Raw genomic sequence first — 25,568 nt, forward strand, 5'->3', positions numbered from 1 at the left:
GGAGCGGATCTCATCGCGAGGAGGCTTTGTCGGGAACAGCTTGGGGCGACCAGCCGCCGCCCAGCGCCTTGTAGGCCTGAACGGCGCGCAGCAGGGCCTGGCCTCGGGCGCCGGTCAGGGCGGTGCGGGCGGTGCGCCAGGACTGTTCGGCCTGCAAAGTGGCGGTCAGGTCGTTCAGGCCGGCGGCATAGCCCTTGCGGCTGGCGGCATAGGCCGAGGCCGCGCGGGCCTCGCCAGCCGTCAGCAGATCAACGCGGCGCTGGTCGGCGGCCAATTGCAGCAAGGCACCCTCGGCTTCGCCGAACGCTGTCTGCACGGTCTTTTCATAGCTGATGGCCGCCTGCTCGGTGCGGGCGTCCTGGGCGTCGATATCAGCCAGCAGCTTGGGGATGTTCAGCACCGGGATCGACAGGTTCAGGCCGACTGACCAGTTGGAGCTGGTGGTCGATGTGGTGGCACCCTCTTGGAGGAAGCTGGGCGAGATCGCCTTGGTCAGGCCTACGCCCGGGGCGAGGCTGAAGGTGGGGAACACTGCCAGCTCGTTGACGCGCAGATTGGCCGAGGCCGAGGCCAGTCGGGCCTGCGCCTCGCGCACGTCGGGCCGGCGGGCCAGCAGCTGGCCAGGGATGGCGGCCGGGGCGGGCGGCGGCGTCGCCAGGCTGGCTGTCACCGGTAGGCTGGCCAAGGGATCGACGCCCTGGCCGGTCAGGATCAGCAGGCTGCGGCGGGCGACCTGAAGCTGGGCTTCAAGTTGGGCGACCTGGGCCTGGGCCTGGGCGCGGTCGGCCGCAATGCGATCGGTGTCGGAGACGGGCGCAAGGCCCAGCCGGCTCTTGGTCGAAGCGGTGTCGAACAGGGACCCGCTGATCCGCGCGGTCTCGCGCGCGTCGTCCAGTTGGACGGCGAGAACGCGGGCCTCGAAATAGGACTGGGCGACATTGGCTGCCAGCGCGGCGCGGGCCCCCTCATAGGCGAACCGGGCGGCGGCCAGATCGTTGTCGACCACGCCCCGGGCGGCCCGGCGGCGGCCGATCAGGTCAAGCTCCCAGCTGACGTCGAAGCTGGCGCTGTAGGTCTCGCTGTCCCCGCCCTGGGTGAAGCCGCGAACTTCGCTCTGCTTGATGATGTCGGTCGAGCTGCGGCTGGCGCTGCCGGTCAGGGGTGTGGAGGGGATGTAGAGCTGGCGGATCTGGCCGCCGCGTACCGCGCGGGCCTCCTCTAGCCGTGCGGCGGCCAGGCGGGCGTCGGGGCTTTTGGCCAGGGCATCCTCGACCAGCCGGGTCAGGTCTGGATCGGCAAAAGTCGTCCACCAGCGATCCAGCGCCTGGTCGGGCAGGGCGCCGCCGGGGGGCACTTCATAGGCGGCAGGCAGGCGGGTGTCGGCTGTCCTCGGCGTGGAGGCGCACGCCGAAAGAACCAGCGTCGCCAGGCCCAGTGCCGCCCAACCCCGTGCGGCCCAACCCCGTGCGGTGAGGGCGCGGGCGTTCGAGAGCGCTGGGCGAGCGTGCCTGGCGGCGTCCGTCGCAACGAAACTCATGAAGTCCAACCTGATTGGCGGCCCGCAGCCCTGAGAGCCGTCCAGACCAACTGCTGTACGCTTAAGGCTGTCTAGTCCCGCGCGAAAGCCCCTGCTGATCATTGATAGGTGAACCATGACGCCGGCGCGACGATCTTGCCGCAGGCTGTTGCCAGAAGGTGTCAGCAGAGATGCCGCGCCTTGGTGCGCCTCGCCCTGGCGCGTGTTGCGGTTGACGTGGGATCAAAACATACCGCATCATCGAAACAGGTGTTCGGATCGAGAATCCCGACCCCGCTTCGCGCAGCGTCGAGAAGCAGTATGCGTGAGTTTCCAAGTGCAGGATCAGGGGAGGTCCACGACTTGTCGGCTATGAGCGGCGCATCATCACGTTTCGAAAATGCTGCAACCGCGCACATGTGCGCGGCCCGTGGCCAGGCGCGCGTGATGCGACGCCCCGACGGTTGAGGCCGGCCTCGGTCCCCCAATAAGCGTCCAAAAAAGCAAACGAGGGAGGGAATTATAATGAAAAGAACCGTGTTCCTGCGCGGCGGCTCATCACTGGTCCTGGCCATGGCCCTGTCCACCGGTATCGCCCAAGCTCAGACAAAGCCCGATACGCCCACTGAAGTCGAAGAAGTCGTCGTCACCGGCTCGTTCATCCGCGGCACGCCGGAAGACGCCGCCCTGCCGGTGGACGTGATCGGGGCCGAAGAGCTGCAAAAACGCGGTTCGCCCTCAACCGTCGAACTGCTCAAGGGCCTTTCGGTCTCCAGCGGCGTGCTGGGCGACACCAACCAGTTCGACAGCCGCGCCCAGGGCTCGGAAGGCTCCGGCTCGGTCAATCTGCGCGGTCTGGGCTCGCAGCGCACCCTGGTGCTGCTGAACGGCCGCCGCCTGGCGATCAACCCCTTCGGCCAGGCCGGCGCGGGCATTGTCGACACCAATATCATCCCCGCGGCCGCCATCGGTCGTCTTGAAGTGCTCAAGGACGGCGCCGCCGCGACCTATGGCTCGGACGCCATCGCCGGGGTCGTCAACTTCATCACCAAGAAGAATTTCAGCGGCCTGGAAGTGGGCGGTGACTATCGGGTCATCGACGGCTCGGACGGCGACTACAGTCTCAACGCCACCTTCGGCAAGATCTGGGACAACGGCAATGTGCTGCTCAGCGCCGGCTGGCAGCATCGCTCCAAGCTCAGCGTCGCCGAGCGCGACTGGGCCAACCAGCCCTATCTGTCCAACCCCGAGGCGGGCTGGTCGGCGGCGGGCAATCCCTCGACCTTCATTCCCCTGGCCAGCAGCACCAATGCCATGCGCGATCCGTCGTGTTCGGGCCTGGGCGGCTATGCCGGCTTCAGCGGCCAGACCCCGGTCTGCTACTGGCACTACACGCCGTTCGACAATCTCGTCGAAAAGTCCGACGCCTTCCAACTGTACGGCGAGGTCAATGCCGACCTTTCCGACACCACCAAATTCCATGTCGAGGTGCTGTATTCCCAGACCGAGGTGCCCGACTGGAACACCTCGCCGTCCTATGCTGCCCTGGCGACGCCTACGGCTGAAGCCTCGGCCATTCCGGGGCGCTATGTGGTGCCGGCCACCAATCCGGGCCTGATCGCCTTCATGGCCGCCAATCCGACGGTCAATCTCTACAGCCTGAACCCCGCGACTCCCTTCGCCATGACCACGGTGCCAAGCTCGGTGTTCGGCTTCGGCGCGCTGAACGTCGCCAACCGGCCGTTCGGCATCGGCGGCAATCCGCTGTTTGACTACGGCCCGTCGGTCGGCAAGCGCGAGTTCGACGCCTTCCGTGTCTCGGGTGACCTGAAGGGCGAGTTCGACAACGGCATCGGCTGGGAAGTGGCCCTGACCTATTCGCAGCAAGTGGCCGTTCGGACAGGCTATGACACCCTGGTCAACCGCTTCGCCCTGGCCCTTCAGGGCCTCGGCGGGCCCAACTGCGACTCCGCCCCGGCCACGCCTGGCATCCAGGGTACGGCCGGCGTCGGCGGCTGCATGTATTACAACCCCTTCTCCAGCGCGATCCCGGGCGACGCCATCGTCGGCACCGCCAATCCCGGCTACAGCTCGAGCCTGGCCAACAGCAAGGAACTGGTCGGCTGGTTCTTCCAGAAGCTGTCGACCAAGCAGTCCTCGCGCCTGTTTGTCGGCGAGGCGGTGCTGAACGGCAGGACCGAGATTTCCCTGCCCGGCGGCGACATCGCCTGGGCTGCGGGCGTCCAGTACCGCCGCAGCTACTTCAAGGCCGACTACAACGACATCAGCAACGCGGCGGTCAATCCGTGCGTCAACACGCCTGACTTCGGCGTCACGACCTGCACGGGCTCGCAACGCAACGGCCCCTTCATGTTCCTGGGCGTGGGCAACGAAGCCGACAACCAGTCCGACGTGATGGCCGCGTTCGGCGAACTGTCGTTGCCGGTCTCTGACTCCTTCCAGGTGCAACTGGCCGCCCGCTTTGAGGACTATGGCGGCGCGGTGGGCGACACCTTCAACCCCAAGGTCTCGGCGCGCTGGCAGGCTCTGCCCTGGCTGGCCGTGCGCGGCTCTGCCGGCTCGACCTTCCGCGGGCCGCCGGACCCTGTGACCACCACCACCTCGGTGACATCGCTCCAGGGCATCCTGGGCGTGTTCCGGGCCGTGGACATCTTCGGCAATCCCAACCTGCAGCCTGAAAAAGCCAACACCTACAATGCGGGCCTGATCTTCAACGCCGGCAACTTCAAGGCCAGCATCGACTACTTCCAGTTTGACTTCAAAAACCCGATCGTCACCGAGCCTGTGGCCGGCATGGTTTCGGCCCTGTATCCGAACGGGGCCGGCGGCGCCAACAACTGCGCCAACGCGGCCTATGCCGGCCTGGTAGCGCGGTTCACCTACAACGGTTCGTGCTCGACCCCGACCACCAGCATCGCTCGCCTGAAGACCAACTATATCAACGGCGCGGCGGTGAAGAACTCTGGCTTCGACTTCTCGGCCGACTACCGGTTCGATGAGGTCATGGGCGGCGAGCTGTCCCTGGGTGCCAACGCCACCTACATCCAGGAATACAAGGTCGGCGCCACGACAGTGGAAGGCGTTGTGGTCGAAAAGGCCTTCGACGCCGTGGGCCTCCTCAACTATCAGACCACCGTCGTGCCGATCCCGCAGTGGAAAGGCAGCGTGTTTGCCGAGTGGAGCACCGGTCCGCACAATGTGCGCCTGGGCGTCAACTATATCGGATCCTATGAGGATCAGCGCACTGCGCCCTTCGCGACCAACGCCTACAAGAACACCACAGGCGCCGGCGTCACGGTGGCCGCGGGCAAGACGATCGACGAGCAGATCCTGACCGACCTGGCCTATCGCGTGTTCCTGCCCTGGGACACCACGGTCACGGCGGCGATCACCAACCTGTTCGACAAGGATCCGTCCTACGCACGCCTCGACCTCGGCTATGACCCCTTCACGGGCGAACCGCTGGGCCGGACCTACAAGGTGGGCATCCGCAAGAAGTTCTAGGATCTGTTCTGGATCCAAAGACGGGGAAAGGGGCGGCTTTGGCCGCCCCTTTTTCGTTGCCGCAGCTATTTGGCGAAAACGCCCATCAGCAGTGGCCGCGCGAACAGCTGTGCAGCTTCGTCGCGCCCGACGTCGGGCAACCAGGTTCCCAGCGATGCGGCGGCATTCAGCATGGAATTGATCATGTGAGCGGCGATGATCGCATCGACCGGGCGGACCGAGCCGTCGGCTATACCGTCCGAGATCATGGCCGCGAACCGGCGTGATCCCAGATCATAGCCCTCGGTCATTTCGTGGCGAATTTCCGTGGGCAGGGCGCCCAGCGACGATGCCCGCAACAGAGGTCCGTGATCCGACAGCTGATAGGCGACCAGGGCGGCGGTCGCCGATGACAGCTGGCCCCAGGAGGTTTGCGCCAGGGCTCGGGCGTCGACCTGCGACTTGCGGGTGACCGCAAAGGTTCGCTGGAAGCACTCGACCACCAGGGCGTCCTTGTCCTCGTGGTGGTGATAGAACGAGCCCTTGGTGACGTTCAGGGCCGCCGAGATGTCTTCTACCGAAGCGCCGCGATAGCCGCGCTGGTTGATCAGTCGGGTGGCGGCGACCAGGAAGGTCTCGCGCGATTCCAGTTCCTCGCCGCCGCCGGGCGTCGGGTCGGGAAGGGGCGCGGGTGCCCAGGCCTGTCCGGGCGCGGCGAGGCCACCCACCAGGATGTCGAAGATCTTGTCGCGGACCCGGTCATAGTCGTCCAGGTCATAGCGACGCAGCCAGGTGCCCGACCAGAACACCTGTTCCAGCAGCAGGTGGGTGCGGGCGTTGCGCTCTCGCTTTTCGAGGCCGTCGAACTCCGGACCTTCGAAGAAGCCGCGAACCCGGCGAAACAGATCGTTGAAGGCTTCGGTCACCGAGCTGCGCATCGGCTCTTTCAGCGCCTTGATCTCGGTGAAGCTGATCAGCGGCGTAGCCTCGCCCAGCCGTACCCTGCGGTTCAGGTCCAGATAGAGCTCGATGAAGCGACGCAGGCGGGCAGGGGGATCGGGCTCGGCGGCGGCCTGGCCGATCATGACGTCAAAGCGCTCAAGCCCGCGCATGAAGCAGGCGGCGGCCAGATCGTCCTTCTTGCGGTAGTAATAGGTGACGCTGGTGGTGATCAGCCCCACCTTGGCGGCGACGTCGGCCAGGGTCATGCCGCGCACGCCCTGACGGTTCAGGATCGCGGTCGCGGCAGCCAGAATGGCTTCCTTCTTGCGGGCATAGCGCGTGGTGGCTGCGCCTCCGATCCGACCGTCATCCATCAAGCAGGTTCCCGAAACAACGGCGCGCCGGAACTGGACTATCGGGTCCAGTTTAGACGCTGTGTATTTAGGCGTCCTGCTGGCCAAGGCAAAGGCCGCGCGCCTGGATCTTCGCACGATCGCGATGATCGCCCATCAAAGCGCGACTGTTTTTCAGTTTTGTTTCAGGACGCTCGCAAGATGGGCGGCTTGGAGATCCAAGTGCTTGCCCATCGGCGTTCCCTCGTTTTCAATCAGTCTGCGCGGGACGGTGAAGGTAGCGTTGCATCACAACGCCTTGCCCAAGCCATACCGGACCCGCGCCAATGACAATGCCGATGGACACCATCGGTCGCAGGGGAGACTTCGATCATGAGCACGCCAGAGGCCGTTGGCCTGTCGTCCGAGCGCCTGAAGCGCATCGAGACCTTCATCCAGAGCCGCTATATCGATACGGGCAAGCTGCCCTGCGCCCTGACCCAGGTGTGGCGACGCGGCCAACTGGCCTATACCGCCGTCCAGGGGCTGGCCGACCGTGAGCGCGGAACGCCCCTCAAGGCCGACAGCCTGTTTCGCATCTATTCGATGACCAAGCCGGTCACCAGCGTCGCCTTCATGATGCTGGTCGAGGAGGGGCTGGTGTCGCTGGATGATCCGGTGCACCGCTTCATCCCGGCGTGGCGCGATGTTGGGGTCTTCAACGGCGGCGTTCTGGGCAGCTTCCTGACCAAGCGCGTCAATGAGCCCATGCGGATGATCGACCTGCTGCGGCATACAGCCGGCCTCACCTATGGCTTCCAGCAGCAGACCAATGTCGATGCGGCCTATCGCAAGCTGAAGCTGGACGGCATCGACAGCGAAGGCGGCCTGCAGGAGTTTGTCGATCGCCTCGGCACGGTGCCTTTGGAGTTCTCGCCCGGCGAGTCGTGGAACTATTCGGTGGCCACCGATGTGCTGGGCTATCTGGTGGAGAAGATCTCCGGCCAGCCGTTCGATGCCTTCCTGAAGACCCGGATCTTCGATCCGCTGAAGATGGTCGATACGGGCTTTTTCGTGCCCGAAAGCCAGCGCGCCCGCTTCACCGCCTGCTACGCCCTGACCCCGACAGGCAAGGTGATGCTGCAGGACGATCCGGAGACGAGCCGCTTTCTCGGCGATCCGTCAGTCAAGTCCGGCGGCGGTGGTCTGGTCTCGACGGCCGACGACTACATGCGTTTTTGCCGGATGTTGCTGAACGGCGGCGAGCTGGACGGCGCGCGCCTGCTCAGCCCCAAGACCATCAAGCTGATGACCATGAACCACCTGCCCGGCGGCAAGGAGCTGACCGAGCTGTCCAAGTCGCTGTTCAGTGAGGCGGTATTCGAGGGGCTGGGCTTTGGCCTGGGCTTTGCGATGACCGTCGACCAGGCCCGCACCAAGAACATCGGCTCGCATGGCGAATATTTCTGGGGCGGCATGGCCTCGACCGCCTTCTGGATCGATCCGGTCGAGGACCTGGCGGTGGTGTTCATGACCCAGCTGATGCCGTCCTCGGCCTATCCGATCCGGCGCGAGCTGCGGACGCTGGTCTATTCGGCCTTCACGGAGTCAGCGGCCTAACGATGAGATCCTCCCCTTTTGGGGGAGGTGGCCCGCAGGGCCGGAGGGGGCTAGCTCGGACGCGTCCGCGAAGACCCCCTCAGTCGCTCTGCGACAGCTCCCCCAAAAGGGGAGCATCTATTTAGCCCAAAGAAAGCGGCGCGGAAGCCGAGGGCTTCCGCGCCGAAGTGGGCTCTATCCTAGTTCGACGCATTGGCCACAACGCGCCGCGCCCGCGCAAATTCCACGACTTCGAAACAGTGGGACGCTTGCAAGTCGCGCCCCAAGCCCCAGCTTCCACGCGTACGCCCTCCCCCAGCACGGATCGTTCTCATTGATCGAAGGGGCAAATTGGTCGCGTTCATCGCGCCATCCGCCCCCGCAGACCATCTCGGCTGAAATCACTGTTTAGAAGTTGGAGTATGTAGAGAGCCGCGTCAACGGCGGGTGCCCGCAAATCGGGCACCGTTGCGGAGGGTCTGGACATCCGCGCGCGACCGTGCAGGTTTTGTCTTCAAACAACCGTTCAAACATAAGAGCAGGGGTGGAAACCGCCATGACCGCAATCAACGCCGTCACCGATTTTTCCGTCGAAGGCGATATCGGGATCGTCACGCTGAATTCACCGCCGGTGAACGCCCTCTCGGCCGCCGTGCGCGAGGGACTGGCCGGCGGCTTTGATGCCGCCATTGCCGATCCGGCCGTCAAGGCGATCGTGCTGATCTGCGACGGCAAGACCTTCATCGCCGGGGCCGACATCACTGAGTTCGGCAAGGCCATGACCGGCCCGTCCCTCCAGGACGTGCAGGCCACGATCGAGAACTCGCCCAAGCCGGTGATCGCCGCGATCCATGGCACGGTTCTGGGCGGTGGCCTGGAAGTGGCCCTCGTGGCCCACTATCGCGTGGCGGTTCCGTCCGCCAAGGGCGGACTGCCCGAGGTCAATATCGGTCTGCTGCCCGGAGCCGGCGGCACCCAGCGCCTGCCCCGTATCGTCGGCGTCGAAAAGGCCCTGGAGATGGTCACCAGCGGCCAGCACGTGCCGGCCAAGGCCGCGCTAGCGATGGGTCTGTTCGACGAGCTGGTCGAGGAGGGCAACCTCCGCGCCGGGGCCATCGCCTTCGCCCAGAAGGTGCTGGCCGAGAAGCGCCCCCTGGCCAAGGTTCGTGAGCTGAACGCCAAGGTCGAGGCCGCTCGCGGCAAGCCCGAGATCTTCGCCGCCTTCCGCGCCGCCAATGCCAAGAAGTTCCGCGGCTTCAAGGCCCCGGAAAGCAACATCCAGTGCATTGAAGCGGCCGTGAACCTGCCCTTCGAAGAGGGCCTGAAGGCCGAACGCAAGCTGTTCATGGAACTGATGACCGGCAGCCAGTCGGCCGCCCAGCGCTATGTGTTCTTCGCCGAACGCCAGGCCGCCAAGATCCCGGATGTTCCGGACGACACCCCGACGATCCCCGTCAAGAAGGTTGGCGTGATCGGTGCCGGCACCATGGGCGGCGGCATTTCGATGAACTTCCTCAATGCCGGCATCCCGGTGACCATCGTCGAGATGAAGCAGGAGAATCTGGATCGCGGCGTGGCCACGATCCGCAAGAACTATGAGAACACCGCCAAGAAGGGCCGCCTGACCCAGGACGACGTCGAAAAGCGCATGGCGCTGCTGACGCCCTCGATGAATCTTGAGGACCTGGCCGACTGCGACCTGATTATCGAGGCCGTGTTCGAGCTGATGGAGATCAAGAAGGATATCTTCGGCAAGCTGGACGCGATCTGCAAGCCGGGCGCGATCCTGGCCACCAATACCTCGTACCTGAACGTCGACGAGATCGCCGCCTGTACCCAGCGTCCGGAAAGCGTGATCGGCCTGCACTTCTTCTCGCCGGCCAATGTCATGCGCCTGCTTGAAATCGTGCGCGGCGAAAAAACCGACAAGTCGGTGATCGCCACCTCGATGAAGCTGTCCAAGGTGATCGGCAAGATCGGCGTGCTGGTCGGGGTCTGTTACGGCTTTGTCGGCAACCGCATGCTGGCCCAGCGCCAGCGCGAGGCCCAGAAGCTGATCCTGGAAGGGGCCATGCCCTGGGATGTGGACCGCGTACTGTACGACTTTGGCCTGCCGATGGGCCCCTTCGCGATGAGCGATCTGGCCGGTCTCGACATCGGATGGGACGCCAGCAAGACCAGCTCGTCCACCGTTCGCGAAGTGCTGTGCGAGATGGACCGTCGCGGCCAGAAGAACGGCAAGGGCTTCTATGACTATGACGAAAACCGCGTCGCCAACCCCTCGGCCATCGTCGAGGAGGTGATCCGCGACTTCGCCGAGAAGCGTCAGATCCAGCGCCGCCAGATCACCGACCAGGAGATCCTGGAGCGCTGCCTCTATCCGATGGTCAATGAGGGCGCGAAGATCCTCGAAGAGGGCAAGGCCATCCGGGCGTCCGACATCGATATCGTGTGGATCAACGGCTACGGCTGGCCGGTCTATAGCGGCGGCCCGATGTTCTGGGGCGAGCTGGTGGGGCTCGACAAGGTCCTGGCCAAGATGAGGGAATTCCACGCGGCCCATGGCGACGACTTCAAGCCGTCGGCCCTGCTGGAACGCCTGGTCGCCGAGGGCAAGGGGTTCAAGGACGCATAGCGTCCGGCAACATCCAAGAAGCTTGTCATCCCGGCCGCAGCGAAGCGGAGAGCCGGGACCCAGGGGCAGCCGCACTGCGCTTGGCCTCTGGGTCCCGGGTCGGCTTCGCCGCCCGGGATGACAAGAGTTTGTGTTTCAGGAACAAGCCCATGACCAGCCTCGCCGACATGATGACCGCCGACTATGGCGTGATGGGCGACATCCTGCGGCTGCGGGCGCAGGAAAACCCCGACCATCCGGCCATCGTCATGGAGACCGGCGAGGCCGTGACCTATGGCCAGTTCGACGTCCTGGTCGACCGGGTGGCGGCTGCCTTGCAGCGGGACGGCATCCAGCCCGGCGAGGCGGTGGCGGTCTGCGCCTTGTCCTCCATCCCCTATACGGCGCTCTTCCTGGGCGGCCTGCGCGCCGGGGTCGCCGTGGCCCCGCTGGCCCCGTCGTCCACGCCGCAGGCGATTGCCGGCATGGTGGCCGACTGCGGCGCAAAGCTGTTCTTCGTGGACGCGGGTGTGGCCGAAGCCCAGGCCTCGGCCCCCGTGCCGGTCAGGACCCTTGCGCTTGACGGCGCGGCCGCCGGCGAGGCGTTCGAGGCCTGGCTGGCGCCGGAAGGGGCCGTGCCGTCGCCCGTCGAGATCGCGTCCGGCCATCCCTTCAACATCATCTATTCCAGCGGCACCACGGGCACGCCCAAGGGCATCGTCCAGTCGCATGGCATGCGCTGGAAGCATGTCTTCCGGGGCGACGCGGTCGGCTATGCGCCGGGCGCGGTGACGGTGCTCTCGACACCCCTCTATTCGAACACCACCCTGGTCTGCTTCTTCCCCACCCTGGCTGGCGGCGGCACGGTGGTGCTGATGAAGAAGTTCGACGCCGGCAAATATCTGGAGCTGGCCCAGCAGCACCGCATGACCCACACCATGCTGGTGCCCGTGCAGTACCGCCGCCTGATGGAGAGGCCAGACTTCGACCGTTACGACCTGTCCACCACCCACCTGAAATTCTGCACCAGCGCCCCGTTCTCGGCCGAGCTGAAGGCCGACGTGCTCAAGCGCTGGCCCGGCGGGCTGGTTGAGTATTTCGGCATGACCGAGGGCGGGGGCACCTGCATCCTGATGTGCCACGAGCACCCCGACAAGCTGCACACGGTGGGCAGGCCGGCTCCTGGCCACGACATTCGCCTGATCGATGAGGACGGCGTACAGGTCGGTCCCGGCGTGGTCGGCGAAATCGTCGGCCGCTCGCAGGGCATGATGAACGGCTATCACGGCCAGCCGGGCAAGACCGCCGAGGCGACCTGGATCTCGCCCGAGGGCTGGAACTTCATTCGAACCGGCGATGTGGGTCGGTTCGATGAGGAAGGCTTCCTCACGCTGATGGACCGCAAGAAGGACATGATCATCAGCGGCGGCTTCAACATCTACCCAAGCGACCTTGAAGCCGAGATCGTGCAGCATCCGGCCGTGGCCGAGGCGGCGGTGGTGGGCGTGCCTTCTGACGCCTGGGGCGAGACTCCGGTGGCCTTCGTGGCTTTGAAGACGGGCGAGACGGCCGAGGCCGAAGCGATCCGCGCCTTCGTCAACGGCAAGGTCGGCAAGACCCAGAGACTGGCCGAACTGCACCTGGTGGACGCCCTGCCGCGCAGCCACATCGGCAAGGTTTTGAAGCGCGAACTGCGCGACTCCTGGACGGCCAAGCTTACGGCCTAGGCATTTGTCCCGCGACCCCGCGCCGCAGAGGGGCTGATGGAATCGCTCGATACGGTTGCTTAACCATACGGTGACGCCAATGGGTCTCACCGGCTCTTCGTGGAAGCGTCCGTACCATGCGTTCTTCGTCCGCCCCCGCACCGACCCTCAAGCCAGACAGCGCCGAACCGCGCGCGTCGTTTATCGCCCCGTCTGGCATCGACCCGTCTGGCGCGGTCGATTTCGATGCGGTGGCCAGGGCGCTCAACGCCGCAGGTCACGGCCCTGGTCAGGAAGCCGGCCTGATGGCGCGGTTCTGCCGTCCTGTGGCGGTGCGCGTGATGGCCGACCATGCCGCCGCTGTCGCCGCCAGCCTGACCGCTCTGGGCGTTCGTTCCGGTGGCTATTGCGTGGTTCCGGCCCTGGCGTCGGCCGAGACCCTGGCCGGCATCGCCCTGGCGGGACTGAAGCCCTGGCTGGTTGATGTCGATCCCTTCAGCTGGATGTTCGATCCCGCCCATCTTCGTGAGCGTCTTGCCGAGGCCCCCGGGCCGCTGGAAGCCATACTGCCCATCGGTGCCCACGGCCGCGCGCCCGACCTGCGCGCCTGGGCCGCCTTTCGCGACGAGGTCGGTCTGCCGATCCTGGTCGAGGCCGTCGAGGCCTTTGACGTGATCCAGAGCGCCCCGGTTCCGGTCATCGTCGGCTTGCCCAGCGGCCAGGGCGTGTTCATCGCCTGCGAGGACGCCATCCCTGTCGCCGCCATCGAGGCCCCGATGTTCGACGGCGAGGCGGGTCTTGAACTGTGGCCCCGCAAGCGCCCGCGACTGGCCACCGCAGCCCAGCGCCTGCGCGTGCTTCTGCTGGACGCCCCGGTCGGCTTCCAACCCGGCTGGGGCATGAGCTGGATCTCGGATGTCTGCGCCCTCAGCGTGCCCGAAGACACTGCTCCGGCCGTACTGGCTCGCCTGGCGCAGGCGGGCGTGGAGGCGGGCGGCGTCTGTGTCGGTGCCCGCATCGCGGCGAGCGATGAAACCCCGGTCGCCGACCGCCTGGCCAAGTCCGTGGTCGTGGTCCGCATCGACCCGGATCTGGACATCACCGGCCTGGACGACCTGGCTGCCGCCCTGCGCAGCGCCGTGGCGGGGTAAGCCGCCTGCGAGCCGCCATCCGGGCTTGACCCCCGCCGCGACGCGCCATGGTCTGGGCGGCACAGCTTCCCGGACTCTTGCGCATGACTGATTCCACGCCCGCCCCACCTGCTCGAAAGTCGCCGCTGGCCTGGTGGTTCGCGATCCCGCTGTACCAGCGCATCCTCGGAGCCCTGGTGCTGGGCGCGCTGGTCGGTCTGGCGTGGGGCGAGGGGGCGGCCAGCCTGAAGATCGTCGGTGAGGTATTTATCCGGCTGATCCGCATGCTGGTGGCCCCGCTGGTCTTCGTGATCATCGCCACGGGCGTGGCCGAACTGGGCGCCCCCAAACGACTGGGCGGCATCGGCCTGAAGACCATCGGCATGTACTTCCTGACCGTCTTCCTGGCGGTGGTGGTCGGCCTGGTCTGCGCCAGCCTGTTCCAGCCGGGGATCGGTGCTGATCTGGCCCATGTGGCACCCCAGGCGGTTGGGACGCCCAAGTCGCCGGCCGAGATCTTCATCGGCATCGTCCCGCTCAATCCCATCAAGGCCCTGGCCGAGGGTGAGACCCTGGCGATCATCTTCTTTGCCGTGATGATCGGGGCCGGCGTGATCGTGGCCGGCGAGGCGGGTGAGCCGGTGGCCCGGCTGCTGAAATCGGGCACGGCGGTGATGTTGAAACTGGTCGGTTTTGTGATGGAGACTGCCCCGATCGGCGTCTTTGCCCTGATCGCCGTAGTCATGGGCACCAACGGGCCAGAGACCTTCGTCAATGTGGCGCGGCTGGCGCTGTGCGTGGTGGTGGGCTCGGCCTTCCAGACCCTGGTTGTCCACGGTGCCATTGTGCGGCTGCTGGCCTGGCTGCCGGTGGTTCCGTTCTTCAGGGGGATCATCGACGCCATGCTGGTAGGGCTGTCGACGGCCTCCAGTTCGGCCAGCCTGCCGGTGGCGATCCGCGTGGCGGAAGACAACCTCGGCATCAAGCCGCCGGTCACCTCTACCGTCCTGCCGCTGGGCGCGACCATCGGCATGGACGGCACGGCGATGTACGTGGCGATGTTGACGCTGTTTGCGGTCCAGGCCTTCGGCGTGCATCTGGAACCGGCGCAGTATGTGATGATCGCCGTGACCACCACCATCGTCGCCATGGGCGTGGCGCCGGTGCCGTCGGGCTCACTGTTCATCCTGGCCGCCGTGCTGGGCTCCATCGGCGTCGGCCCCGAACAGACCGCCCTGATCGTCGGCTTCATCCTGCCGTTTGACCGTGTGCTGGACATGATCCGCACCGTGCCCAATGTCACCGCCGACCTCGCCGTCGCCACCGCCATCGGGCGCTGGGAGAAGGAGATCGATGTGGAGGTCTATCTGGGCCGCAAGGACGTTTAGCCCCTCACGCCATCCGCGTGGTCTTGACGTCCACAGCGCCTTCGCATGCCCCGCAGCGCACCACCGGAACCAGCCTCGCCCCGCAGCTGTGGGTCAGGATTTCAGGCGGACCGGCCTCGCCGGACAGCCATCGGTCGCCCCAGGCCATCAGGGCGGCGATCAACGGGAAGAAGTCCCGGCCTTCCTGGGTCAGCCGATACTCCCAACGCTCGGGACGGGTCTGGTAGAGGTGCCGTTCCAGCATGCCGCGCTCGACCAGCCGCGTCAGGCGGTCAGTGAGGATGTTCGTGGCCACTTTCAGGTGGGACTGCAGGTCCTTGAACCGCGTCAGACCATAGAAGCTGGCGGCCACCAGGTGGGCGGTCCAGCGGTCGCCCAGCACCTCGATGGAGCGCTCGAGCATCGGATGCAGGGGCACGCCGCCAACCCCTTCCGTTCCCGGAGCATCGCTGGCGCGGCGGGAGTGACGGGCGCGAGGCGCAGGCTCAAGTCCCGCTCCGGGTCCGGGCGACAGGACGATGTCGCGCACCTTCACCGGCCCGGCGCAGGCCTGGCAGGCCAGGACGGGTCGTAAAGGTTGCCCACAGGGGCTGTGGATAATCTGGTGTGACGGGCACGCCGGATCCAGCCGCCAGCGCATCTCCCAGCCCAGCAGCATCAGGGCTGAATCGTAGAGGTCCTTGCCCATGGCGGTCAGGTGATATTCGTGGCGGGCGGGCCGGGTCTGGTAGGGGCGACGCTCCAGCACGCTGGCCGCTTCCAGCCGCCCCAGCCGGTCGACGAGCAGCGAGCGGGCCATGCCGGTGAGGGCAATGAAGCCATCGAACCGGTTCACGCCCATGAAGGCCGCATACAGCGCCAGCAGGGTCCAACGGTCGCCGATCAGGTTCAGCGCGCGCGCGGCCGAACTGTTCGGGACAAGGGTTGGAGCCTTTGGCTGGACCATAGGGCTTGGTGGGGCGCCTCGCGCCGGACTGTCAATGCGAGCGATGGACTCTGCGAGGGTCGCTTGTATAGTCGGACTAACGAAAAGGCCGTCGGGGAGGTCGCAGTGGTCTATGTGTTGGGCGGATGGCAGAGCGATTTCGCCGCCAACTGGAGCCGGCAGGGCCGCGACCTGGCCGATGCCTTCGGCGAAGCCCTCGGGGAGGGCCTGGCAGCCGTCGACCTGGATCCCGAGGAGGTCGAAACCGGTCATGTCGGCAATTTTGCCGGTGAGCTCTTCGCGGGGCAGGGTTTGCTGGGCGGGATGTTTGGCCAGGTTCATCCGGCCTTCGATGGCCTTCCGACCACCCGCCACGAGGCGGCTTGTGCTTCCGGCAGCGTCGCCATCCTGGCGGCTACGGCCGAGCTCGAGGCCGGACGCTACGACCTGGCCTGTGTCGTCGGCATCGAGCTGATGCGTAATGTTCCTGGCCAGAAGGCCGCGGAAAATCTCGGCAGTGCCGCCTGGGCCGGGCACGAATTCCAGGACGCCCGTTTCTTGTGGCCCCGGGCCTTCTCCGACCTCGCCGACGAATATGACCGCCGCTATGGCCTGAAGTACGAACATCTGATGGCGATCGCCGAGATCAATTTCGCCAACGGCCGGCGCAATCCCAACGCCCAGACCCGTGACTGGCGGTTCGGACCCGAGGCCTTCACCGAGAACGACGAGACCAATCCCGTGGTCGAGGGCCGCACCCGCAAGCAGGACTGCGGCCAGGTCACGGATGGCGCGGCGGTGGTGTTTCTGGCCACGCCGGCGCGGGCAAAAGCCTATGCCGACAAGCGGGGCATCGCGCTGTCCAGGCTTCCGCAAATCAAGGGCTGGGGCCATCGCTCGGCCCCGATCAGCTATGCCCGCAAGATCGAGACCAGCCGTGACCAGGACTACGTCTTCCCGCAGGTGCGCCGGGCGATCGTGGACGCCCGCGCCCGAGCCGGGATCGGCGACGACGTGTCGGGTATCGATGCGGTCGAGACACATGACTGCTTCACCGCCACCGAATACATGGCCATCGACCATCTGGGCCTGACCGCGCCGGGCGAAAGCTGGAAGGCGGTTGAGGCCGGCGATATCGCCATGGGCGGCAGGCTGCCGATCAACCCGTCTGGCGGCCTGATCGGGACCGGTCATCCCGTGGGTGCCACCGGCGTGCGCATGATGCTGGACGCCTTCAAGCAAACCACCGGAAGCGCCGGCGATTATCAGGTCGAGGGCGCGAAAACGGTGCAGACCCTGAACATCGGCGGTTCGACCACGACGACGGTGAGTTTCGTGGTGGGGGTCTAGACCAGCGGAAGATCCTCCCCCCTTTGGGGGAGGTGGCCCGGAGGGCCGGAGGGGGACATCTGGAAATAGGCCGAGAAGGCCCCCTCAGTCGCTCCGCGACAGCTCCCCCGGAAGGGGAGCATCTCGTTAGTAAATGCCTTCGTACCTGTTCCAAGCCATATCGGACGCTCATGCCGCCTCTTCTCCAACTCCTCGTCGTTAACGCCGCCGTTTCGGCGGTCGCCTTTATCGCCCTGTGGCTGATCAGTCTGCGCCTGAAAGACGTCAGCTTCATCGATGCCTGGTGGGGCGTGGGCATGGCCCTCATCGCCTGGACCGCGCTGCTGCAGGTCGGGCCGACGCCGCACGGGGTGCTGCTGGTCGGGCTCTGCACCGTCTGGGCGCTGCGGCTGGGCGGCTATCTGTTCTGGCGCTGGCGCAAGAACGGCCCGGATCGCCGCTATGTGACCATGATGGCCCATGCCGAGAGCGAGCGGAAATGGAGCTTCGCCAAGGCCTCCCTGCTGCTGGTCTTCGCCCTGCAATACGCCCTGCAGTTCGTGATCGCCCTGCCGGTGCAACTGGGCCACGGCTCGGCCGCGCCGCTGGGCACCCTCGCCTTTGTCGGCGCCGCCATCGCGGTGGTCGGGATCGCCTTCGAGACGATCGGTGATGCGCAACTGGCGGCCTTCAAGGCCAAGGCCGAGAACGCCGGCAAGGTCATGGACCAGGGCCTGTGGCGCTACACCCGCCACCCCAACTATTTCGGCGACGCCTGCGTCTGGTGGGGCCTCTATCTGATCGCCGCCGGCACAGGCCTTGGTGCCTGGACCTTGCCGGCTCCAGTGTTGATGACCTTCCTGCTGACTAAGTGGAGCGGCGTGCCCACCGTCGAGGGCCGCATGCGTCGCAAGCGGCCTGACTATGAGGCCTATGTGCAGCGGACCTCGGGATTCGTGCCGTGGTTTCCGAAGAAGGTCTGAAATAGATCCTCCCCCCTGTTTGGACCGGGGACATCCGTGACAGGTGTTCGGAGACATCCGTGACACATTTTCCGATCTCAGAGGGAGGTCGGGATGCCGTTCACGGGGGTGTCTGCGATGGATCGCAAACGGGAGTTTGTACGGCTGGCCTTGGTTGAAGGCTGTAACAGGCGGGAGCTTTGCCGGCGGTTCGGGGTCAGCGCGACGCTGGGCTACCGGCTCATGGCGCGCTATCGGGAGCAAGGCGATGCGGGCCTTGAGGCGCGATCTCGCCGACCGCGGACCTCGCCCCGGCGCACGGAGACGGCGGTTGAGGATGCGACGCTTCAGGTCCGTGCGGAGCATCCGGCCTGGGGTGGCCGCAAGATCGCGGCGGTGCTGCGGCGTGAGGGGCTTGAGGCTCCAGCCCCCTCGACGGTAACCCAGATCCTGCGCCGGGGTGGTGTGGCGCTGGGCGGTGAAGGCGGCGGCGCTCAGCCTTTCATCCGCTTCGAGCATCCCCAGCCCAACGATCTGTGGCAGATGGACTTCAAGGGCCACGTGGCCCTGGGCTCAGGGCGACTGCATCCCCTGACGGTGCTGGACGACCACTCGAGGTTTGCCGTGGTCTTGGCCGCCTGCGCCAACCAGAAGACCCAGACCGTCAAGGATCAACTGATCCAGGCCTTTACGCGCTATGGTCTGCCCTGGCGCATCGCCACCGACAACGGCTCGCCCTGGGGCAACGGCCCCGGCGATCCCTACACCCCGCTGGGCGTGTGGCTGATCGAGCTGGGCGTGCGCATCAGCCACTCCCGGCCCTATCATCCCCAGACCTTGGGCAAGGACGAGCGCTTCCATCGCACCCTAAAGGCCGAGGCCCTGAGCACCCCCTTCGAGACCCTCGACCATGCGGCCCGCGCGCTCGATCACTGGCGCGACATCTACAATCTGGTCCGGCCTCACCAGGCCCTGGACATGGCGGTTCCCGTCGATCGCTACCGACACAGTCCAAGGCCCTACCAGCCCGTCATCCCGCCCTTCGAGTACGGACCCGACGACCAGGTTCGCCGGGTCCAGCAAGGGGGCCATCTCAGTTTTGCCAACCGTCCGCTCAAGGTCCCAAAAGCCTTCGCTGGAAAAGCTGTCGCCCTGCGAGCCACCCAGACCGATGGCGTCTTCGACGTCTTCTTCCAGACCCAACGTCTCAAAACCATCGACCTGAGGACCGCAAAATAGCATCCTCAACCTGTCACGGATGTCTCCGAACACCTGTCACGGATGTCCCCGGTCCAAACACCCCCAGAGGGGGAGGTGGCGCGAAGCGCCGGAGGGGGAAGTGGTCTCCAAGGCCGGCCAGACTTCCCCCTCCGTCGGCTACGCCGACACCTCCCCCTTCAGGGGGAGGATTTCAATCGCGCAGACGCTCCCGCCCCGCCCACACGCTATGCGTCCCGCTGCTCAGCTTGTGCGGCAGGGCCAGGCGGCAGACGGTCTCGAAGCGTTTGGCGTCGACGATCAGGCACTCTGAGGTGCCCCGGTTCTCGTCGATGATGAAGCTGACCAGATAGCCGTCGTCCTCGTCCACCGCCCCGACGCGCGGCGCGAACGGCGCTTCGCTGGCATAGCGGCCCTCGGGCAGCTGGATCGACCAGCTTTCACCGGTTTCCAGGTCGTGCTTGACGAAGCCGTTGAACAGGAACCAGCCCGGCTTGGCGGTGGTGGAATAGGCATAGCGATAGGGCTTGCCGGCCACCTGCTGGTTGAACATCCCGAACTCGAGGACGCGCTCGTCCAGATGGGCCTCGGTGGTCTCACCGGTGACGAAGTTGAAGCGCCAACGATGCAGCTTGGGACGGAAGCTGTGCTCGTCCAGATAGGCCATCAGATGGCCGTGACCCTCGGGCGCGTCCTCCAGCGGGCGTGGCGTGGGATTTTCCTGGAAATAGCCGTCCAGCACCACCTCGTCGCCGTCCTCATAGGCGTTGAGCCAATGCAGCACATAGGTCGGCGCGGCCTCGAACCACTTCACCTCGCCGCCATGGCGGGGGACCAGGCCAAAGCGAGACGGCACGCCCTTATGCAGGCGCACGGCGTGGATGTCGCGCTCCAGCAGGTTCTGGTCCCAGAACACCGGCAGGTCGTTGAGGATCGACCAGTTCTTGGTGAAGGCCATGTCGTGCGGCAGGCGCGGACCGGGCAGGTCGATGGCCTGATAGACCGTGCGCTTGCCCGAAGCGTCGACCACGCCATAGTGCATGTAGGGCGCGTGCTTGGAGTAGTTGAAGAACAGCAGTTCTTCGGTCTCTTCGTCCACCTTGGGGTGGGCCGACACGCCGTCCAGCGGCGCCCAGGCCGCGACGCCGAGGTTCTCAAGGGTCAGCGGATCCAGCCGATAGGCCTCGCCGCACTGGTAGAAGGTGGCTATCGCCTCGCCGCCATGGACGACGATGTCAGTGCTGGCGGTGTCCTTCAGGCCGCCATGCGCGCCAAATCCCGGGCGCTTGGACGTGCCTGGGCCGTCGGCCAGGCCGCCCCACAGGCTCTCCCCGGCCTCCTGCTCGGCCTCGAAGCCGCGTGTACGGATGAAGCGGTTGCGATAGGTGGCCTGTCCGCCCCTGAACTCGATCTGGTGGACCATGCCGTCGCCGTCGAACGGGTGATAGCGGCCCAGCGGCGCGTGCACCGGGTTTTCGGTGTTGCGCAGATAGACGCCGTCCAGATCGGTCGGTATCGCGCCCTCCAGCACCTCCAGGTCCCAGGCGTTGACCTCCTCGTGCAGCGGCGTCCAGGCCCCGGTCATGTAGGGGTGGTTGGTGCGGCCCAGCGAGGTGCGGACAGGCGGCAGGCGTTCGATCTTCATGGCGGATCTCACAGAGGTCTGCGCGATCTTACGGTCAGTCAGTCTCGCTGTGCAAGTTGCCCATAGGGTCAGCCGGCGGGACTGACCCGCCAGATCACATTGCCCACATCGTCGGCGACCAGCAGTGATCCGGCCTTGTCGACCACCACGCCCACGGGGCGTCCCTGGGCCTCGCCCTTGGCGTTGAGGAAGCCGGTCAGGATGTCTTCCGGCGGGCCGGCGGGCTTGCCGCCCGCGAAGGGTACGAACACCACCTTGTAGCCCGACTGCGGCTTGCGGTTCCAAGAGCCGTGCTGGCCGATGAACACCCCGTCCCTGTAACGAGCGGGGAAGGCGGCGGCCTCATAAAAGGTCAGGCCCAGGGAGGCCGTATGGGCGCCCAGGGCGTAGTCGGGCTTGATGGCTTTGGCGACGAGGTCGGGCCGGGGTGGCTTGACCCGCGTATCGACCGTCTGGCCGTAATAGCTGTAGGGCCAGCCATAGAACCCGCCGTCCTTCACCGAGGTCATGTAGTCGGGCACCAGATCATTGCCGATCTCGTCGCGCTCGTTGACGGCGGTCCAGAGCTGGCCGGTGACGGGGTTCCAGCCGATGCCGACGGGGTTGCGGATGCCCGAGGCGAAGACGCGGCTGGCGCCGGTGGCGATGTCGATCTCCAGGATGCCCGCGCGACGTTCCTCGGCCGCCATGCCGTTCTCGCCGACATTGCTGTTGGAGCCGACGCCCACATAGAGTCTGGTTCCGTCGCGGCTGGCGATCAGGCTCTTGGTCCAGTGGTGGTTCAGGGGGCCGGCGGGAAGCTCGGCCAGCTTGCGGCCCGGCACGGTGATCTGGGTGGCACCCGTCGCATAGGGGAAGGAGACGACCGCGTCGGTATTGGCGACATAGAGCGTGTCGCCGACCAGGGCCATGCCGAACGGCGAGTTCAGGCCGGTCAGGAACGGTGTCTTCAACTCGGCCACGCCGTCGCCGTCAGCGTCGCGCAACAGGCTGATGCGGTTGGCGCTGGGCACGGTGGCGCCGGCCTTGCCCATGATCTGGTTCTCGGCCCAAACCCGGATATCGAAGCCCTTGGTCTTCTTCGGCGGCCGGTTGGCCTCGGCCACCAGCACGTCGCCATTCGGCAGCACCAGTAGCCAGCGGGGATGGTCGAGGCCCGAGGCGAAGGCCTTGACCGCGAAACCGGCGGCGGGCGTCGGCGTCGCGCCATTGGTCCAGCGGCTGACCGGGGCGACCTTGACGGTCGGCAGCAGGGTCTTGGTCGGGGCCGGCAGGGCCGGATCGGGGCCATAGCCTGCCGCAGGCGTCTGGGACTCGCCGGGGCTGCAGGCGGCCAGGGCCGAAAGGGCGATCAGCGTCAGGGCGGCGGGGTGACGAAGGCGCGGCATGAAGATCTCCCAGAGGTCGTCCCGTAACGCGTGGAAGCGTCCCGCCTTCGTTGGCGCGGAGGATCAACGACGCTGGAGGTTAAACCAATGCGCAGCGCCGTCGAGCTTCCCCACCGTCAGTCGGCCCGCAGCACCGGCGCCGGCCTCCGTGACAGGGCCTGGGCCGCCGCCAGCAGGCCGCCGACTGCCGACAGGCCCGCTGCGCCGCCCAGCAGGGCCGCAACGCCGGCCCAGTCGATGCTCCACTGCGCCTTGAACACCAGAACCACGACGGGCCAGGCCGCCGCGACGCCCAGCAGCACGCCGGCCGCCCCGGCGATCAGGCCGACAGCGCCATACTCGACCAGATAGGCCGAGAGAATCTGGGTGCGGGTGCCGCCCAGAACCTTCAGGGTCGCGGCCTCGCGGGCCCGGGCTCGCGCCCCGGCGGCGATGGCTCCGGCCAGGACCAGGAGACCCGCCAGACCGGCGACAGCCGCAGCCCCGCGAATGGCCAGGGCCAGGCGGTCGAACAGGCCGGCGGCCGACTCCAGCTGCTCGCGCACGCTGATGACGTTCACGGCGGGAAAGCTCTGGCCCAGGGCGCGGGTGACGCGGGCCTCGGCAGCGCGGTCCATCTTGGCGATGGCGATGTTGCGCAGCACCGCGCCTTCCAGGCTTTTCGGATCGAGAACCACGGAGAAGTTGGGGCCAAAGGCGCCGAACTCGACCTCGCGCAGCACGGCGACCGTGGCCTCCAGGTCACGACCCAGGACAGAGATGGTGATCTTGTCGCCCGCCTTGAGGCCCGCGCCGCGCGCCAGATCCACTTCCAGCGCCACCTGCGGCGGACCACTATAGCCGGCCGGCCACCAGCGGCCCTCGACCACCTTGTCGCCCTTGGGCCCTGCGGCCAGGATCGACAGGTTGACGTCGTTGTCGAAAGCCCAGCGTTCCGAGGGCTTGATCGCCTCGATGTTCACAGGTTGGCCCTTGAGGGCGATGATGCGGCCAGTGGCGAAGGGCAGGCGCAGCCAGGTCTCTGGCGTCAGGGGTGTCCCGGCTGCGCTGGCAACGGCGGCGTCGAAGGCGGCAGCCTGATCGCCGGGGATCTCAGTGAACACCATGGCCGGGGCGCTTTTGGGCGCCACGTCGCGGACCTGGGCCAGCAGGGACGACTGGATCAGCACCACACAGGCCAGTAGGGCCACGCCCAGACCGATGGCGGGCGTGGCCGTGCGGGCCGCAGAGCGGGGGCCGGCCAGGTTGGCCAGGCCGATGCGGATCGGACCGCGCGCCAGGCCCCTCAGCCTGCCCGCCAGCCAGGCGGCGGCAAGGCCCAGCGCCCAGAGGGCGGCGAAGGATACGACGACGCCGGCGATCATGACTCCGGCCGCGATGGGGGTCGGGGCGGTGACGATCGCCAAGGCCGCCAGACCGATGCCGCTGAGACCGGCGACGATGGTCTCCAGCCCGAACGGCGCACGCACGCCAAGGGCGCGGCGAAACAGGGCCGAGGGCGGGGTGGCGCGGGCGCGGGCCAGGGGGATCAGCGAAAATGCCGCCGCCGCCAGCAGACCAAAGACGCCGGCCTTGATCAGCGGCTCGGGATAGACTGCGAACAGGGCGGGGATGGGCAGGTCGTTGCCCGCGATCTGGCCGATCAGCAGAGGGATAGCCGCGCCGACGCCCAGGCCGATGACGACGCCCAGGCTGGCCAGAAGGCCGATCTGAATCAGGTAGAGGTTGCGGATCAGGGCCCCATCAGCGCCCAGCGCTTTCAGCACCGCGATCGAGGGCTCGCGCGTGGCCAGATAGGCCGAGACCGCGCCGGCCACGCCCAGACCGCCGGCGACCAGCGAGGCCAGGCCGATGAAGCCGAGGAAATATTCCAGCTGGTCGATCAGGCGCTTGGCGCCCGAGGCGGCGTTGGTGCGATCGCGCACCTCCAGGCCGTCCTTGCCGAAGGTCTTTTCCAGCCGCTTGCCGGCGGCCACAGGATCGGAGGCGGCCGGCATGGCGATGCGCGCTGCCTGGCCAGACGGCAGGCCCGGCGCCAGCAGGCCGGTGGGGTCCAGAAGCTCGCGGCGCACCACCACGCGCGGGCCCAGCACGAAGCCGCGCGAGACGCTGTCGGGCTGGCGGATCATGGCGGCCCGGACCACCAGGGTCAGAGGACCGGCCTCGAAGGTGTCGCCGATCTTCAGGCCCAGACGGTCCAGCAGGGCCGGCTCGACCGCCGCCCCGGGCAGGCCGTCGCGCGTCGCCAGGGCTTGCGCCAGACTGGCCGCGCCCTCCAGTTCGACCTTGCCGGCCAGGGGGTAGGCGGCGTCGGCGCCGCGCAGGTCGACCAGCCGCCGGTCGCCCGACGGGGCCTGGGCCATCACCCGCACGCGGGCCGTGTAGGAGACCTTGCCCAAGCTGGCGAAGGCAGCGCGCTCGGCGGCGGTGAAGTCGCGGTTCTCGACCGAGACGGCCAGATCGCCGCCCAGGATCTCACGCGATTGCGAGGCCAGGCCCTGACGAAAGGCCTCGGCCGTGGAACCGGCTGCGGCAATGGCGGCCACCCCAAGCGCCAGGCAGGCCAGGAAGATGCCAAAGCCCCTGACGCCCGAACGCAGCTCGCGGGCGGCGAGGCGGAAGGAGAGCGGGCTCACGCGGTGGCCTCGACCACCTTACCGTCGGCCATGCGCACGATGCGGTCGGCGCGCTCGGCCAGCACCGGATCGTGGGTGACCATCACCAGGGCCGCGCCACATTCGGCGAGCAGCTCGAACATCAGATCCACCACCGAGCCGGCGTTGCGGCTGTCGAGATTGCCGGTCGGCTCGTCGGCGAACAGCAGGACCGGCCGGGCGGCCAGGGCGCGGGCCAGGGCCACGCGCTGCTGCTCGCCGCCCGACAGCTGGTGGGGATAGTGGGTCAGGCGCGAGGACAGCCCCACCTTGCCCAGCCAGTCGCGGGCCGTGGGCAGAGCATTGGGAAGCCGGGCGATCTCCAGCGGGGCGGAGACGTTTTCCTCGGCGGTCATGTTGGGCAGCAGGTGGAAGCTCTGGAACACCAGGGCGGCGCGGCCCCGGCGCAGGCGCGCCCGGCCGTCCTCGTCCAGTTTCGCCAGGTCCTGGCCAAACAGGCTGACGGTCCCCGAGGTGGGACGCTCAAGCCCGGCCGCGACCGAGATCAGCGACGACTTGCCCGATCCCGACGGCCCGATGATCGCTACGCGCTCACCTGCGGCGACGTGCAGGTCCACGCCGCGTAGGATGTTCACCGGCCCGGCGGTCGAGGGCAAGGTCAGGGTCACCGATGACAGGGAAAGCGGAGCAAGCTCAGCGGACATGAAGTTTCCTTGATAGGGGCTTATTCTGACGGGGCTGAACACCAGATAGGA

Annotated in this window: 15 protein-coding genes and 2 pseudogenes; 10 read left to right on the plus strand and 7 right to left on the minus strand. The window is 66.9% G+C overall.

From position 1 onward, the window contains the following. Positions 1 to 10: 10 nt before the first annotated feature. Complete coding sequence (locus ACW179_RS09070) at positions 11 to 1,537, minus strand: efflux transporter outer membrane subunit (RefSeq protein WP_492063967.1); 1,527 nt, start codon at positions 1,535 to 1,537, stop codon at positions 11 to 13. 337 nt (positions 1,538 to 1,874) lie between these two features. Between ACW179_RS09070 and ACW179_RS09075 the strand changes: the two are divergent. Next, positions 1,875 to 5,041, plus strand: a pseudogene (locus ACW179_RS09075) (TonB-dependent receptor); the annotation flags it as partial. Positions 5,042 to 5,106: 65 nt separating this feature from the next. Here the strand turns inward: ACW179_RS09075 and ACW179_RS09080 are convergent. Beyond that, positions 5,107 to 6,336, minus strand: coding sequence for a TetR/AcrR family transcriptional regulator (locus ACW179_RS09080; protein ID WP_492063968.1), 1,230 nt, complete (start codon positions 6,334 to 6,336; stop codon positions 5,107 to 5,109). A 351-nt stretch (positions 6,337 to 6,687) separates the two neighbouring features. On the opposite strand from ACW179_RS09080, the gene ACW179_RS09085 reads away from it, so the two are divergent. From ACW179_RS09085 to ACW179_RS09110, 6 genes and pseudogenes are all read left to right on the plus strand, one after another. Continuing rightward, complete coding sequence (locus ACW179_RS09085; RefSeq protein WP_492063969.1) at positions 6,688 to 7,914, plus strand: serine hydrolase domain-containing protein; 1,227 nt, start codon at positions 6,688 to 6,690, stop codon at positions 7,912 to 7,914. Positions 7,915 to 8,437: 523 nt separating this feature from the next. Then, a complete protein-coding gene (locus ACW179_RS09090) occupies positions 8,438 to 10,528 on the plus strand; it encodes a 3-hydroxyacyl-CoA dehydrogenase NAD-binding domain-containing protein (RefSeq protein WP_492063970.1) in 2,091 nt (696 codons plus the stop codon). Further along, a pseudogene (locus ACW179_RS09095) lies at positions 10,525 to 10,681 on the plus strand (hypothetical protein). Before ACW179_RS09090 ends, ACW179_RS09095 begins: the two are co-directional and overlap by 4 nt. Next, on the plus strand, positions 10,678 to 12,234 hold the full coding sequence (locus tag ACW179_RS09100) for a class I adenylate-forming enzyme family protein (RefSeq protein WP_492063971.1): 1,557 nt from the start codon (positions 10,678 to 10,680) through the stop codon (positions 12,232 to 12,234). Before ACW179_RS09095 ends, ACW179_RS09100 begins: the two are co-directional and overlap by 4 nt. A gap of 116 nt (positions 12,235 to 12,350) precedes the next feature. Continuing rightward, positions 12,351 to 13,364, plus strand: coding sequence for a DegT/DnrJ/EryC1/StrS family aminotransferase (locus ACW179_RS09105; protein WP_492063972.1), 1,014 nt, complete (start codon positions 12,351 to 12,353; stop codon positions 13,362 to 13,364). An 83-nt stretch (positions 13,365 to 13,447) separates the two neighbouring features. Beyond that, a complete protein-coding gene (locus tag ACW179_RS09110) occupies positions 13,448 to 14,731 on the plus strand; it encodes a dicarboxylate/amino acid:cation symporter (RefSeq protein WP_492063973.1) in 1,284 nt (427 codons plus the stop codon). A 4-nt stretch (positions 14,732 to 14,735) separates the two neighbouring features. On the opposite strand, the gene ACW179_RS09115 is transcribed toward ACW179_RS09110, so the two are convergent. Then, positions 14,736 to 15,677: a winged helix-turn-helix transcriptional regulator gene (locus ACW179_RS09115; RefSeq protein WP_492063974.1), complete on the minus strand. Its 942-nt coding sequence runs from the start codon at positions 15,675 to 15,677 to the stop codon at positions 14,736 to 14,738. Positions 15,678 to 15,782: 105 nt separating this feature from the next. On the opposite strand from ACW179_RS09115, the gene ACW179_RS09120 reads away from it, so the two are divergent. The 3 genes from ACW179_RS09120 (at position 15,783) to ACW179_RS09130 (ending at position 19,186) form a co-directional block, all read left to right on the plus strand. Next, positions 15,783 to 17,006 carry an acetyl-CoA acetyltransferase gene (locus ACW179_RS09120; RefSeq protein ID WP_492063975.1) on the plus strand — a complete coding sequence of 408 codons (1,224 nt, stop codon included), beginning with the start codon at positions 15,783 to 15,785 and terminating at the stop codon, positions 17,004 to 17,006. A gap of 170 nt (positions 17,007 to 17,176) precedes the next feature. Further along, positions 17,177 to 17,968 (plus strand): DUF1295 domain-containing protein, encoded by a 792-nt coding sequence (locus tag ACW179_RS09125; RefSeq protein WP_492063976.1) that lies wholly within the window; start codon positions 17,177 to 17,179, stop codon positions 17,966 to 17,968. Between the two features lie 93 nt (positions 17,969 to 18,061). Continuing rightward, the gene (locus ACW179_RS09130; protein WP_492059470.1) at positions 18,062 to 19,186 is read left to right on the plus strand and encodes an IS481 family transposase; all 1,125 of its coding nucleotides are present in this window, start codon (positions 18,062 to 18,064) and stop codon (positions 19,184 to 19,186) included. Positions 19,187 to 19,358: 172 nt separating this feature from the next. Here ACW179_RS09130 and ACW179_RS09135 read toward each other — a convergent pair whose 3' ends face one another. The 4 genes from ACW179_RS09135 to ACW179_RS09150 form a co-directional block, all read right to left on the minus strand. After that, on the minus strand, positions 19,359 to 20,810 hold the full coding sequence (locus ACW179_RS09135; protein WP_492063977.1) for a carotenoid oxygenase family protein: 1,452 nt from the start codon (positions 20,808 to 20,810) through the stop codon (positions 19,359 to 19,361). A gap of 68 nt (positions 20,811 to 20,878) precedes the next feature. After that, positions 20,879 to 22,198 carry a PQQ-dependent sugar dehydrogenase gene (locus ACW179_RS09140; RefSeq protein WP_492063978.1) on the minus strand — a complete coding sequence of 440 codons (1,320 nt, stop codon included), beginning with the start codon at positions 22,196 to 22,198 and terminating at the stop codon, positions 20,879 to 20,881. A 116-nt stretch (positions 22,199 to 22,314) separates the two neighbouring features. Next, complete coding sequence (locus ACW179_RS09145; RefSeq protein ID WP_492063979.1) at positions 22,315 to 24,834, minus strand: ABC transporter permease; 2,520 nt, start codon at positions 24,832 to 24,834, stop codon at positions 22,315 to 22,317. Then, positions 24,831 to 25,517 (minus strand): ABC transporter ATP-binding protein, encoded by a 687-nt coding sequence (locus ACW179_RS09150; RefSeq protein ID WP_492063980.1) that lies wholly within the window; start codon positions 25,515 to 25,517, stop codon positions 24,831 to 24,833. The genes ACW179_RS09145 and ACW179_RS09150 overlap by 4 nt, the downstream gene beginning before the upstream one ends. Positions 25,518 to 25,568 lie beyond the last annotated feature (51 nt).

It is taken from the genome of Caulobacter sp. AVps18 (assembly GCF_058681425.1).